Annotated in this window: 9 protein-coding genes; 3 read left to right on the top strand and 6 right to left on the bottom strand. The window is 63.8% G+C overall.

All coding sequences use genetic code 11. The annotated features are described in order from the left end of the window. Positions 1-12 precede the first annotated feature (12 nt). From B4F51_RS23380 to B4F51_RS23360, 5 genes are all read right to left on the bottom strand, one after another. Entirely contained in the window at positions 13-615 is a 603-nt protein-coding gene (locus B4F51_RS23380; protein ID WP_296229162.1) for a LysE family translocator, read from the bottom strand. A gap of 37 nt (positions 616-652) precedes the next feature. Next, the gene (locus B4F51_RS23375) at positions 653-1291 is read right to left on the bottom strand and encodes an FMN-binding negative transcriptional regulator (protein ID WP_296229161.1); all 639 of its coding nucleotides are present in this window, start codon (positions 1289-1291) and stop codon (positions 653-655) included. 262 nt (positions 1292-1553) lie between these two features. Then, the gene (locus tag B4F51_RS23370; protein WP_296229159.1) at positions 1554-2897 is read right to left on the bottom strand and encodes a nitrate/sulfonate/bicarbonate ABC transporter ATP-binding protein; all 1344 of its coding nucleotides are present in this window, start codon (positions 2895-2897) and stop codon (positions 1554-1556) included. Positions 2898-2903: 6 nt separating this feature from the next. Further along, positions 2904-4637 carry an ABC transporter permease gene (locus B4F51_RS23365; protein WP_296229157.1) on the bottom strand — a complete coding sequence of 578 codons (1734 nt, stop codon included), beginning with the start codon at positions 4635-4637 and terminating at the stop codon, positions 2904-2906. 151 nt (positions 4638-4788) lie between these two features. Then, entirely contained in the window at positions 4789-5946 is a 1158-nt protein-coding gene (locus B4F51_RS23360; RefSeq protein ID WP_296229155.1) for an acyl-CoA dehydrogenase family protein, read from the bottom strand. Between the two features lie 113 nt (positions 5947-6059). Here B4F51_RS23360 and B4F51_RS23355 point away from each other — a divergent pair, with 113 nt between their 5' ends. After that, on the top strand, positions 6060-6995 hold the full coding sequence (locus B4F51_RS23355; RefSeq protein ID WP_296229271.1) for a LysR family transcriptional regulator: 936 nt from the start codon (positions 6060-6062) through the stop codon (positions 6993-6995). 26 nt (positions 6996-7021) lie between these two features. Here B4F51_RS23355 and B4F51_RS23350 read toward each other — a convergent pair whose 3' ends face one another. Next, positions 7022-7255, bottom strand: coding sequence for a hypothetical protein (locus B4F51_RS23350; protein WP_296229153.1), 234 nt, complete (start codon positions 7253-7255; stop codon positions 7022-7024). A gap of 531 nt (positions 7256-7786) precedes the next feature. Between B4F51_RS23350 and tssI the strand changes: the two genes are divergently transcribed. Both tssI and B4F51_RS23340 read left to right on the top strand, forming a co-directional pair. Continuing rightward, entirely contained in the window at positions 7787-10723 is a 2937-nt protein-coding gene (gene tssI, locus B4F51_RS23345; RefSeq protein ID WP_296229151.1) for a type VI secretion system Vgr family protein, read from the top strand. A 158-nt stretch (positions 10724-10881) separates the two neighbouring features. Next, positions 10882-14235: DUF6531 domain-containing protein (locus B4F51_RS23340; protein WP_296229149.1), on the top strand; the 3354-nt coding region annotated here is incomplete at its 3' end.

Below are 14235 nucleotides of genomic sequence, written 5' to 3'. Positions count from 1 at the left end.
GCGTAACATCCGTTACGCCCGCTTCGCGATCAGCAGTGCGCACCCGCCGATCAGCGCTGCTGCAGCTCGATTGACCAGTCGCATGTGGCGAGGCGCCGTGATGAGCTTGCGGGCCTTCAATGCCGCCACCAGATAGAACGACTGCATCGACAGATCGATGACAACGCCCATCGCGACAATGCACAGCGCTTCGGTCATCGACAAAGCGCTCAAATCAAACGCCTGCGGCAGCACAGCCCCGAAAAACACGACCGCCTTGGGGTTGCCCAGCGTCAGAAGCGCGCCGGCAAGAAAGCCCTTGGACCGCGTTTCGCGCGACTCACCGGACGCAGGGTCCGACGTCCACAGTTTCCACGCCACGAACAGCAGATACAGCACGCCTAGCCACTTGACGACTACGAACACCGACGCAAAGCGCAGTGCCAGCGTCGCCAGCCCGAGGATCGTCGCGACCAACCAGATTGCGTTGCCCGACACCATTCCAACGACAAACGACAGGGCCGAAGCTCTGCCTCGCGCAATGACATGGGCCACCATCGAACCCTGGGCCGGCCCCGGCAAGGCCGATGCGATCAGGTAAGGAATCACGAAGAACCAGATATTTGTCCAGGTCATGGGGGCGTCCGTCAGGGTTGAGCCGGAGGGAGCCTCCTCACTCCGTCCTGGCTGCGACGCTGGCGAGCATCGCATCGCCGATCACGCTCTGGCCCGAGGCCTTGAGCGCTTCTCCGGCGCCTCGGGCATCCCGAATTTCCCGGTTCTGGCCCAGCTTGAGCTTGCCTTCGAGCCACGTGATCTCGATCTCGATGCCGACGATCATCGTCAGCAGTGCATTGACGTAATCGGCCGGGGCGTCGGACATCTTCCACGGCACGGGCTGCGATGCTTCATGCGCACGCGTCAGGCGCCCAAGCACACCGCGTAGGAAGCGCTCGTCGTCGCGGATGGTAATGCGGCCATGTGCGTGGACCACGCGGTAGTTCCACGTCGGCACGTGCTTATGGTGTTCTTGCTTGCTCAGATACCACGTCGGCGAGATATAGGCATCGCCCGCGCGAAAAATAACGAGCACTTCGTCGCCATTGGTCACGTCTTGCCAGACCGGGTTGGCACGCGCTACGTGGGCATGCAATACGCCAAACTTGCCTTCCTCGGGAAGCAGCAGGAACGGGATGTGGTTGGCATCGAGGCCGTTCTTGCCATGCGTGACCAGTGAGCCGAACGGGTTCTGCGCGATCAGCGTGTGCAGCGCCTCGGTGCGCGACTCTTCAAAGTGGGCGGGAACGTACATGGCAACTCCGGAAGCCGTGACATTGAGCGTGTCAGACACGCGGCGTCCATTGTGATGCCAAACCGGCTCGGGATATAGAGCCAGTCCGGCGCCATTTTCGGGAACCAAGGCCTCCGCCATCAAGCTCGACATCGACAGCACCCCCTCGTCGGCCCCGGAGCACGGCCGCACGCCACCCACCGAAGCGCTCCGCACGACGCGTGTGCGAGGCCATGATCGGCTCCATCCATTGGTGTCGGTTGATGTGCCGGCGCGAGCGACGTTACGTGGGCTCGCTGCCGAACATGCGTGTGCGGTCGTCGTAGGTGAAGAGCCCCGCATAACGCCCCCAGTCGATTGCGGTGCGCAGTGTGGATTCGGCGTCAGCCTGGTTCAGGTGATCCTGCAGCTCCAGCGCAAAACGGGCACGCGGTGCTCGATGCCCCTCGCGCTCATCCAGCACCTCGCGAATATGCATGGCAAGTGGAACGAACCGCTGCAGGTGCTCGCGGAACAGGCGCTTGCGCTCATCGTCGTTGCTTTGTGCGAAGACGCGGCCGGCGGCGGTCAGCTTGATGCCACCGCCTTGCAATTCAGCGAATTCGAGAATGTGCAGCGCGACGGCAATCGGAAACAGGTCATTGAGCTTGAGCATGAGTGCCCCGGCAATCCTGCCGAGCTCAGCCCGGCCTTCATTGGCCGGTGCGGCCAGTGCGTCGATCAGCCCGTCGATCTGATGGCTGGATACGTCCGGCAGGCGCATCGCCAACCCGCCATGCGACTGCCCCCGGGCGTCCAGCGTCTCGGTCAATCGCGCGGTGAGGATCGCGTAAATGTCGTTCACGATGGCCTGGAAGGCTGCATCGAGGCGATTGCGCGGCTGCGCCAGGGGCACGTTGATCTCGGCCACGATATGCCCCGGATTGGCCCCCAACACGAGAATACGGTCGCACATCAGCACCGCTTCCTCGATGTTGTGCGTGACCATCAGCACCGCCTGCGTCGGCAATTGATGCTCCGTCCACAGGTCGAGAAAATCGGTGCGCAGGGTCTCGGCAGTGAGCACGTCCAGCGCGGAGAACGGCTCGTCCATCAACAGCAAGGTCGGCTCGCTCACCAGCGCGCGCGCAAACCCGACCCGCTGGCGCATGCCACCCGACAGTTCGCGCGGAAACGCCGACTCAAAACCGTCCAGGCCGATCAAGTCGATGGCCGCCATCGCACGCTTGCGCGCCTCATCGAGCGGCAGGTTGAGCGCATCCAAGCCCAGCTCCACGTTGTCGAGCACGGTCAGCCATGGATAGAGCGCAAAGGTCTGGAACACGACGGCGATGCCTTCAGCCGGCCCGTCAAGCGGCTGGCCACGATAGAGCACCTGCCCGGAAGACGGTTTGACCAACCCGGCAGCAATGCGCAGCAGCGTGGATTTTCCCGAGCCTGAACGCCCGAGCAGGCCGAGGATCTCGCCCTCCTGCACGGCCAGGTCGATATTGGCCAGCACGGTCAGCGGCTCGCCGGACGGCTTGGCGAATGACTTGCACACCTGATCCAACGCGATGACGGACGCCTCGGGCCGTGCATGCGGTGTGACAACGATATGGAGCGCTGAAGATGGTGGGTTCGACATGGCGGTTCAGTCCAGCCGCATGCGGCGTTCCGCATAGGCATAGAGCGGCCGCCAGAGCAGCCGGTTCATGGCAATCAGCATCAATGACATGACGGCGATGCCCAGTGCGATGCGCGGGTAATCTCCGGCGGCAGTCATCTGCGCAATGTAGGCGCCCAGCCCGTCGGCGCTCAGGTGCACCGGCCCCCAGCTCACGGCCTCGGAAACGATGCTGGCATTCCACGCACCGCCCGATGCGGTGATGGCGCCCGTCACGTAATAGGGAAAGATGCCCGGCAGCATCACCTTGCGCCACCAGTTGATCTGCCGGACACGGAAGCTCGTCGCGGTCTCGCGCAGGTCACTCGGGAAGGCCGTCGCCCCGGCAATGACGTTGAACAAGATGTACCACTGGGTCCCCAGGATCATAAGGGGGCTGAGCCAGATATTGGGCGAGAGCCGGAAATGCACGATCAGGAACACCGCAACCGGAAACAGCAGGTTGGCCGGAAACGCCGCCAGGAACTGGGCGACCGGCTGCACACGCTCCGTCCAGCGTGGGCTCAGCCCAACTGCCACCCCGATCGGCACCCAGATGAGCGATGCCAGGACAATCAGCACGGCCACGCGCAGCAAGGTGAGTGCGCCGCTACGCGCCACAATCAGCACATCGGCCCACGACAGGGCGTGCCCGGCAAACCGGTGCAACGCCAGCGCCGCATAAGCCACACCGGCTGCGCACAACGCCAGCCAGAGTGCATCCCCCAGGCGCTGCGGTACCGACAGATGCAATGCGGGCATGGGTGACGCCCACCTGAGCGGCGCGCGCGCGGCCTGATGCAAAACCACGCCGACGGGCGCTGATACGCGCTGCATCAGCGCTGAACGGTGAAACACATCGAGCAACCAACTCCTTGGCGTCACCTGCGCGGCAGTCTGCTCGAAGCGGAACTTGTCTGCCCAAGCCACCACCGGGCGGAAGAGCAACTGGTCATAGAGCATGATCGCGATGCTCATCGCCAGAATGGCCCAGCCGACCCCACCCAGGTCGCGCAACTGGATCGCACGCGCCACATATGACCCGACGCCGGGCAGCGCGACTTGCAGTTCGCCCACCGCAATCGCCTCGGAGGCCACCACAAAGAACCACCCGCCTGACATCGACATCATCATGTTCCAGATCAGGCCCGGCATCGCAAATGGCACTTCAAGCCGCCAGAAGCGCTGCCACGCCGACGCCCGAAAACCCCGGCTGGCCTCGTCAAGATCGGTGGGCACAGTGCGCAGCGCCTGGTAGAAACTGAACGCCATGTTCCAGGCCTGGCTGGTGAAGATGACGAAGATGGCCGCGAGTTCCGCCCCAAGCACGTTGCCGGGAAACAGCGACATGAAGAACACCACCGTAAACGACAGATAGCCAAGAATGGGTACCGACTGCAGCACGTCCAGCAGCGGGATCAGCACCATCTCGGCACGGCGGCTCTTGGCCGCCAGCGTTGCGTAGGTGAACGTAAACAGCAGCGAGGCCGCCAGCGCGGCCAGCATGCGCATCACCGTGCGCAGCACGTAACCCGGCAGCGCTGCGGGCGACAGCGAGATCTCGGGCTGGTTGGCCAAGACCAGCGGCCCAACCATCTGCCGCGCGCCGCTGCCAAGCAAGACCAACATGCCCAGCACCAGCAGCACGGCCAGCAAATCGCGCCAGCGGGGGCTGCGCGCGAGCCATCGGCCACCTCTCAGCACCTCGGCATGGTGCTCCATGGTTCATCCCCTTCGGGCTTGCGGGCACGGTACCTGCGGCGCAGGCGATGCCACATCCATGGTCGAGTATGGTGGACGAAGCTGCCCACCGACCGTTGACGCAAATCAACGGTCGGGGAATCGTCATCGAACCGTCATCGAAGTGCGCAGATCAGTCACGCAGCAGATTCTTGGCGATGATGAGTTGCTGGATCTGCGTCGTGCCTTCGTACAGGCGCAGCAGACGCACGTCGCGGTAGAAGCGCTCAGCCTTGTACTCGGCAATGTAGCCGGCACCTCCGTGGATCTGCACGGCGCGATCCGCCACACGGCCGACCATCTCGGTGCAGAACATCTTGGTGCAGGAGGCCAGCATGCTGACTTCGTGGTCCTGTTTGCCGACGGGCTTGGCATCGTAGCGGCGCGCGCAGTCGCGCACCATTGACATGCCCGCGTACAACTCGGTCTGGCTGTCGGCCAGCATGGCCTGGATCAACTGGAAATCTGCGATCGGCTGGCCGAACTGCTTGCGTTCCTTGGCATAGGCCACGGCATCGGTGATGAGGCGATGCGCCATGCCGCAGGCGAGTGCGGAGATATGCAGACGCCCCCGGTCCAGCACCTTCATCGCCGTCTTGAAGCCCTGCCCCGCCACGCCGCCGATGATATTGCCGGCTGGCACACGCACGTTGTCGAGCATCACGTCGCACGTCTTGGTGCCGCGCTGGCCCATCTTCTTGTCGGGCTTGCCAAGCGTGATGCCCGGCGTGTCGGCCGGCACAATGAAGGCAGAAATGCCGCCCGCGCCTTCGCCCCCGGTTCGCGCCATCAACGTAAACGCACCGGCACGCGGCGCGTTGGTGATGAAGCGCTTTGTGCCGTTAATGACGTAATCATCGCCATCCAGCGTGGCGCGCGTCTGCAGCGAAGCCGCATCCGACCCGGCGTTCGGCTCCGTCAGCGCAAACGAAATGATCAGCTCGCCGCTGGCGATGCGCGGCAGGTAGCCGGCTTTCTGCGCCTCGGTGCCGTCCATCAGGATGCCCTGCGAGCCGATGCCGACGTTGGTGCCGAACACCGAGCGGAAGGCGAGCGCCGTGTGCCCGAGGTCGTACGCCACCTCGCATTCCTGCGCCATCGCCAGGCCAATGCCGCCGTACTCTTCCGGAATCGACAGGCCGAACAGGCCCATCTCCTTCATGTCGGCGACGATGTCGGCAGGCACGTCGTCCTCTTCTTCGAGGAAGTTCTCCGCTGGCACGAGCCGTTCTGCGATGAAGCGCTGCACCGATTGCTGCAGCAGGCCGAAGGATTCGTCATCGAGCGCCATGTCACATGCTCCTGTGGAATATTCCGCAGGATGTTACCGGGTTCGTGCGTTTTGACAATCCAACCCGCAATCAACAGAATGTCGAATCCCCTTCACCAATCTCGTTGGCCACCATGGATCTCAATGCGCTCAAGCTGTTCGTGGAAATTGTCGATGCGGGCAACCTGTCGGCGGCGGCGCGCAAGCTGCAGACCACGCGCTCCAACGTCAGCCACCGGCTCAAGGCGTTCGAGCGCGCGCTGGGCGTGCAACTGCTGCGCAGGACCACGCGCCGGGTGGAGCCCACCGAGGTCGGCGCCGGCGTCTACGAGCACGGCCGCAGCATCCTGCGTGAGATGGCGGCGGCGGATGCGCTGGTGTCGTCGCTGGGCAAATCGCTGCAAGGGAGCGTGCGGCTGTCGGTGCCAACGGGGCTGGGGCATCTGCTGGTGTCGCCGCTGCTGGTGGCGTTCAAGCGTGAGTATCCGGACATCCGGCTTGATGTGCGATTCGACAACCGTGTATCTGACCTGATTGGCGAAGATGTGGATGTGGCGCTGCGCATTGTTTCGAACCCGCCGGAATCGCTCGTCGCCACGCTGCTCGATGAGGTCGATTGGGTGCTGTGCGCCGCGCCGGACTACCTGGCAGCGCACGGCATGCCGAAGACGCTCGACGCGTTGGCCGAGCACACCATCGTCAGCGCGCCGGCGGTCGGGCAACCGCTGCGGCTATCCGCGCAATTGGGCGATGAGCGCACACACATCACGCTCGACCCTGGCGTCTCGTCCGATAACTATCTGTTCCTGCAGGCCGCCGTGCGCGCGGGCAATGGGCTGGGCATCCTGCCTTACTACGCGATGGCCGATGATCTGCACGCGGGCCACGTCAAACGCGTGCTGCCGGGGTATCGGTTTTCCGTGTTCGGCAGTCGGCTTTACATGCTGGCAATGCCGAGCCGCTACCGCACGCTGGCGACACGGCATCTGCTTGATTTTCTGAAGGAGGGATTGCAGGGGAAGTTGCCGCGGTTGCCCACCTCTGGCAAAGCTCATCGCCCAGCCGCGTGAGCAATTGAAGCGGTTCGCCAACGGTTCTAACCACCCACCAATCCATCCGACGCCAGCATCGCCTGATACGCCCCATCTGCGTATTCCATACACGTCCAGAGGTACTCCGCCTGCCGCGTCTCATCCAGGCTGCGGAAGTGCTCGAAGCCGTTGGAATGCAGCATTGCGAGCATCGTGCGCAACTTCGACAGCTTGTCGAACAGCTCGGCATGCGCCTCAAGGCGTTTGGGATTAAAAGATTCGGGGATCGAGCGGGTCATCGGGTTTCCTTTTCACGTGATGAACGGAACCGCGCTCGCCCAATGAAGGGGGGGGTGGGCGAGCACAGGCAAGGTGGAAGTCCGATGACTAGCAATCGGCGCGGCCGAAGCCGCTCTCGCCTGGCTCACCCAATGATGATGACGCCAGGCCATAGCAAATGAGGACAAGGTCCTATGCTCGGTCCTTGCCCGCCAGTCACGAGGCTTCCACACCTCGATCACTTTCTCTATGGCACCGAAAGCGATACCGGAAAGTGTAATGACTGTGGTTTCATCAAAACCGGGCGGAACTATAAATCAGATTCGGCCTATGCCGGTTGATCGACGCGATCCACCACCGGCAACTTGGCTGGCCGCAAGGGACGGTGTTCAGGAAAACAAGGTCGCATAGAGCCCAGCCAGGCGGCTCGCCTGTGCTCCGTCCGGATCGAGAACCCTCGAACCGAGACGGGATACCTCTTCGACGCACAATGAATTGAGTCAAATTTGGTGATGCCGCGCACAAGCGGGGCACTCGCTGGCTACCCTCGCATGTTTGCCACGCTGGAGAACCACTCCATGGGCCATCGAGACCTGCCGCTATCCACCAGAACCGTCAGCGTCACGGGCAACGGCCTGCCCGAGATCATGGGCCAGCCAGCCTTGGTGTTCTCCAAGCTGACCGGCACCGAGCGCCTGTGCGAACTGTTCCAGTACGAGCTCGAACTCAAGACCCCTGACGAGCAGAACGCTCTATTCGGTCCCGCCGCCAATCTCGACACCAATGCCCTGCGCGGCCAGGAAGTCACGGTCACCATCGCCCTCGATGGCAATGGCACAGGATTGGAAGGCGGCTTCGGCGCAGGCGCGCGCGAGATCACCGGCATCGTCACCGACATCCACGGCCCGATCCCTGACGGCCGACAGATCAAGTACCGCCTCACGCTGCGCCCGTGGCTCTGGCTCGCCACCCGCAACCGCGACTTCCGCATCTTCCAGCAGCAAAGCGTCGTCGAGATTCTCGACACACTGCTCGCGGATTACATCTTCCCCGTCGAGCTCCGCCTGGATGTCGCGCGCTACCCCAGGCGCGAGTACCAAGTCCAATACGGTGAAAGCGATTTCGAATTCTTCCAGCGCCTCACGCAGGAATGGGGCATCGCTTGGCATATTGCGCATCGTGGCGGCAAACATCGGCTTGTGCTCACCGACAGCAACAGCGCGTTTGCGCCGTTTGCCAGCACGGCCTATCACAACATCCGCTGGCAACCTTCGGCCGATCGCATCGACGAAGAACACCTGCACGCATTTGAACTGCACGACCGCGTTGTGTCCGGCCAATGGACGAGTTCCGACTACGACTTCGTCAAGCCGACCGCCGATCTGACGGTCCGCGCGTCCGACCCACTCGACACTGCCCACGCCGATGCCGAAGTGCGCGAATGGCCCGGCGACCACAGCCAGCCCGCCACCGGCAACGACCCCTGGGCCGAAGGCAACCAGATCGCCCGCCTGCGCATGGAAGCGCTGCGCCAGCATGGCCGGCGTGCCAGCGGCGCGGGCAATGTACGCGCGATGGTGCCGGGCCGCACCTTCAAGCTGACGCACTTCCTGCAGGACGAAGCCAATCGGGAGTACCTGATTCTCGGCACGCAGCTCCTGATTGAAGACGTGCCCGAAGCCTCCGGAGGTTCTCAACCTTGGCGGTGCGAAGTCGCCTTCACCGCTCAGCCTTCGAATGAGCTGTTCCGCCCCGAACGCACCCAACCCAAGCCACGCACCACCGGCCCGCAGACCGCTACCGTCGTGGGCCCCGCAGGCGAAGAAACCTGGACCGACGCGTTCGGGCGCGTACGCCTGCAATTCCACTGGGACCGCATCGGCCAGCGCGATGCCAACAGCACGTGCTGGGTACGCGCCGCCTCCCCTTGGCAGGGCGAGCGCTTTGGCGCCATCCAGATCCCGCGCATCGGCCAGGAAGTCATCGTCGACTTTTTGAATGGCGATCCGGATTGCCCGATCATCACCGGCCGTGTGCCCAACCGGGACAACATGCCGCAATGGCCGCTGCCTGCACAGCACGCACTCTCCGGCTTCGTTAGCAAGGAACTGCACGGCGGCCGCACGAACACCTTCGTGCAAGACGACACCGAGGGGCAAATTCAGACGCAGCTCCAGAGCGACCACCGGAGCTCGTGGTTGAGCCTGGGCTTCATCACGCGGGTGCTGCGCGGCCAAGGGCGCAAGGACAAGCGCGGTGAAGGCTTCGAGCTGCGCACCGACGCGCAAGGTGTCGTGCGTGCCGGTGGCGGCATGCTGGTCACCACCGAGCTACGCCAGAACGCCCAAGCTCACCACAAGGACCTTGGCGAAACCGTGCAACGCCTGACCGTTGCGCGCGACCAGCAGGAAACCTTCGCCGAACTCGCGCAGGAACACGAAGCGCAGGAGCCTGGCGACCAGGCCGAAGTCGCCCGCACCATACAGGCCCAGAACGACGATATCCGAGGCAAGGGATCAGCCAACCCCGAGACTGGAAGCTTCCCTGAACTGAGTGCGCCGCACCTCGTCCTCGCCAGCCCCGCCGGCATCGAAGCCACCACACCCAAGTCGATGCATCTGGCTACCGGAGAACACCTTGCCCTCACCAGCACCGGGCACGCCAGCCTCGCGGTTGGGCAGAAACTGCTCGCCAGCGTCAGCCGTGGGGTGCGCGTCTTCATCCAGAGCCTGGGCTGGCGGCTGGTGGCCTTCAGCGGTGACATCGACCTGCGCGCCCTGCAGAACAGCGTCAACCTGCTGGCCAAGCTCAACGTGACGGCCACGGCCAACCGCATCACGATCTCGGCCAAGGAGGCGTTGGTGATCAGTGGTGGCGGCAGTGGCACCACTTACAGCGCCGGCGGCATCACGCACAAGACCCCAGCCGCCTACACCGTGCACGCTGGCGGTTACACCGTCACTACAGCGGCTACGCAGTTAGCGCAGTTCCCCGGGAAGCCGAAACCCGGCCAGGGCAATCTGGAGGTGTTTAACCAATACGCCAACCGCCTGGGGATCAAGGGTGGCGACTTCCGCGTGGAAGATGCGCTGGGCAAGGTGGTCAAGGGCACGTTGGATGCCAAGGGCTTTGCAGCGGTCAGCGGCATTGCGCCAGGGCCAGCACGCGTCACCTTCGGCCAGGACCCGGCCGATACCTGGGCCAAATCCAGCCATGTGGGTCACCGGACGTGGCCAAAACAAGGTGCGCGTCCAACTTCCTCTGAGGGCACCTCCCCCGCATTGCCCGGCGTTATAGCAAGCCAAGTTCTCCAGATGGGTCGGCAGGTTGCCAATGCCGACAAGGCCGGGCCTGCCGGACTCGCCAGCCTCGGCTTGTCGGGCGCTCAGGCGCTTCTGAGCAAGGTCTTGCCGAGCACGGCGCCCATATTGAGTGCCGTCAGCGGTCACATCCACCCCACCACGGCGCGCATGCCCGGTCCCGTCTGATCGCACGCCTGCTCTGAAACAAACACGAACGAAAACAACAGGTCATGACACCTTCCACACCAGCAAGCCAGCCCCGGATACCTCAGGTTGCGGTCGCCCCGCTGAGCACGATCGCCCTCGAAGACATTGGCATCGGAGCCGCCCGGGTCGATGCATGGTTGCGTGAAATAAGCGGTGGCTCCGTCACGCTTGAGCACCTGCAGACCGTCGCCGGGGATATCCCGGTGGCCGGCAACATCATGGCTTTGGTCGGCGCACTAGATGGGATCGTGGCAATGGTCAGTCAACCACCTGCGTTGCCAGCGTTGGCCGACCTCGGAACCGATCTGATCGCCATCACACCCAACCCGCCTGATACGGTTGCTGCCCGCATGAGCTTGCGCCCCATGCTCATGCTTGCCAGCCAGGAATTGCAGCAGCGCAGGAAGGAAGCACTCGGAGACGCCTTCGTCGAAGTCCTTGTCGGCCACCTGAACGCAACCATCGTTGGCGAAATCGACGACTTTGTGAAACAGGCCCAGGGCCGGATAGCCAGCATCTTGAGCGACGCCGCGCAGCTTGGTGCCGCAATGATCGAGCAACTCGCCCTCGGCATCGAACGCGTGGCATTCGGAAGCCGCGATGCAGCGGGCAAGGTCGTAGCGGTTGCCTCTCAGCCGCGAACCGCTGCCGAACCGATTCGCTACGACCCGGCATCCAAGATAGACAACATCTTCGGCGCTGCCTGGAAGGCCTACCAGGCTTCCGGCAAGGTGATGAGCAACACCGCTACGCAGGCGGTCGCGCCCGCCGCAGCCCGACAACGCATTGACGCCACGGTCACCAAGTTGCGTCAACTCGCGATCCAGTTGCCCGCCCACATGGGGCAACAGACCGACCCGGCCACCGCACACACCATCGGATGGTCGCTGGGGCAAATCTCCGCGGCCGTTTCCGCATGGCGCAAGCGCAACAGCAGCGGGCAAGCCGCCAACGTTCATACCAGCCAGACCAGTCAGGCGAAGCACACTGCGCACGAAGGCGAGCTGGGTGGGTCCCGGAGCCAGGCCACGGTAACAGGCGCACCCGGCTGCAAGAACTGTCCAGCACCGGACGGCACCGGCATGAGCATCAGCCTGGCCAAGGGCGATGAAACACTCGTGCACTCCGATTTCGTCCTACTAGGCCTGTTCCCCATCGCATGGACACGCACCTACCGCTCCAGCCTCGGTGCTTACGATGACGGCGAACAAGGCGCGCGCTGGATCACCTCCTTCACCACACGCTTTGATGTGTTGACGGAGCGCGGAAGGCAGAGCCTGATGTATCACGCCGCCGATGGGCGCAGCCACGCTTATCCGCTACCTGAGATTGGCAAATTCCACCACGATCCGATTGAGGACGTGACGCTGGTGCGCGTCTCCGAGCACGCCCTCACGCTCGCGCGTGGCTTCGATAGCCAGGAGGCCTATCAACGCCATGGCGCGTGCTTCCGCCTCACCGGCGTCACCCTCAAAAGCGGCGCCAGCGTGGCCCTGCACTACGACCACCGCATTGGCAACCGCACCGTCCTGTCTGATGTGATTGCCTACCAAGGTCAAACCACCTTGGCTCACGTCGGCATTCGCCCCGACGAACAAGGCCGCATTACCGAGCTCTGGCAGATCGCCGATGGGCAACTTGTGCGCCAACTCTCGCGCTACCAGTACGACGCAGCCGGCGACCTCATCCTGGCTCAGGACGAGAACGCCGCGCACTGGGACTACACCTACCAGCACCACCTCGTCACCCGCTACACCGACCGCACCGGACGCGGCATGAACCTGCAATGGACAGGCGACAGTCCCGACGCAAAGGCGATTCGGGAGTGGGCCGACGACGGCAGCTTCGACACCCGCCTGGCGTGGGACGAGAACATCCGCCTGACCTACGTGACGGATGCCCACGGCAACGAAACCTGGCACTACTACGACAGCCTCGGCTACACCTATCGCATCAAGCACCCGGATGGCCTGTCCGAATGGTTCTTCCGCGATGACGCCAAGAATGTCGTCCAGCACCTCCACACCAACGGCAGCATCGAGCGCTTCAGCTATGACGCGCGCGGCAATCTCGTCGAACACATCCGCGCCGACGATAGCCGCGTCCACTACGCTTACGACGACAAGGATCAGCTCATCAAGGTCCGCGATGCCGAAGGCGGCCTGTGGCAGCGAGACTACGACCCGAAGGGCAACCTCACCGAAGAGATCGACCCGCTGGGCCACAAGACCGAATACGCCTACAACAAAGCCGGCTTGCCGGTCGAGATCACCGATGCCAAGGGCGGCAAGAAGCAGCTCGCCTACAACGCCGCAGGCCAACTGACGGCCTATACGGATTGCTCCGGCAAGACCAGCGCCTGGCAGTACGACAAGCGTGGCCGGCTCAGCAAGTTCACGGACGCGGCAGGTGGCGACACGCGCTACGAATACGAAGCCGGCCAACTGGTCCGGCTGATCCGCCCCGACGACACCGCTGAGCGCTTCGAGCGCGACGCAGAAGGCCGGCTCCTGACCCATACCGACGCACTGCACCGGCGTACCACCTGGACCTACTGCGAAGCCGGCCTCATCGCCAGCCGCACCGACGCCGCCAACGGCACGCTCGCCTACCGCTGGGACAAGCTCGGCCGCCTCACCGGCCTGACCAACGAGAACGCCCGTCAGATCAGCTTCCAGTACGACCCGGTGGGCCGGCTGCTCAAGCAGACCGGCTTCGACGGCGAGGCGACCGAATACCACTACCACCCAGAGAGCGGCGTACTGGATTGGGCAATGGAGCCGGGCCGGCTCATGGTGGAGTTCGGTTTCGATGCCATCGGGCGCCTGACACGCCGCCGTGCCGGGCTGGTCGATGCCAACAACAAGGTGCCGCGTTTCGCAAGCGAATCCTTTGCCTACGACGGCAACGGCCGCCTGATCCTGGCCGAGAACGCATCGAGCCGCCTGCAATGGTTCCACGACGCCGCAGGCAACGTCACCCGAGAGCATCAGCACTACACCTGCGTGGAGCCGCAGCGGGTTGCGGTCTGGCGCCACGAATACGACGCCCTGAACCAGCGCATCACGACCATCCGCCCCGACGGTCACCGTGTCGATGTGCTCACCTACGGCAGCGGCCACGTTCACGGCATCCACCTGGACGGGCAAGAACTGGTGGGCTTCGAGCGTGACAACCTGCACCGCGAAACCATTCGCACCCAAGGCAACCGGCTCACCCAGTCGCAGACCTACGACGCCGCAGGCCGGCTGCTGGAGCAAACGCTCTCGCACCTGGACCGCACCACCGCATATGTAAACCGCCGCAAGTACCGCTACGACCAAGCCGGACAACTCACTGACATCAGCGACACCCGGCGCGGCAGCCTCAGTTACCGCTACGACCCCGTCGGGCGTCTGCTGCAGGCCAACAGCGCCCTCGGCCAAGAGACCTTCGACTTCGACCCGGCCGGCAACCTGCTGGAAGACCCGACGCTGCGCACCTTTGCGGCC

Source organism: Ralstonia sp. UBA689 (genome assembly GCF_002298975.1).
Taxonomy (GTDB): Bacteria; Pseudomonadota; Gammaproteobacteria; order Burkholderiales; family Burkholderiaceae; genus Ralstonia.
The sequence above is the reverse complement of the archived record's forward strand: the minus strand, read 5'-3'. Positions and strand labels throughout refer to the sequence as shown.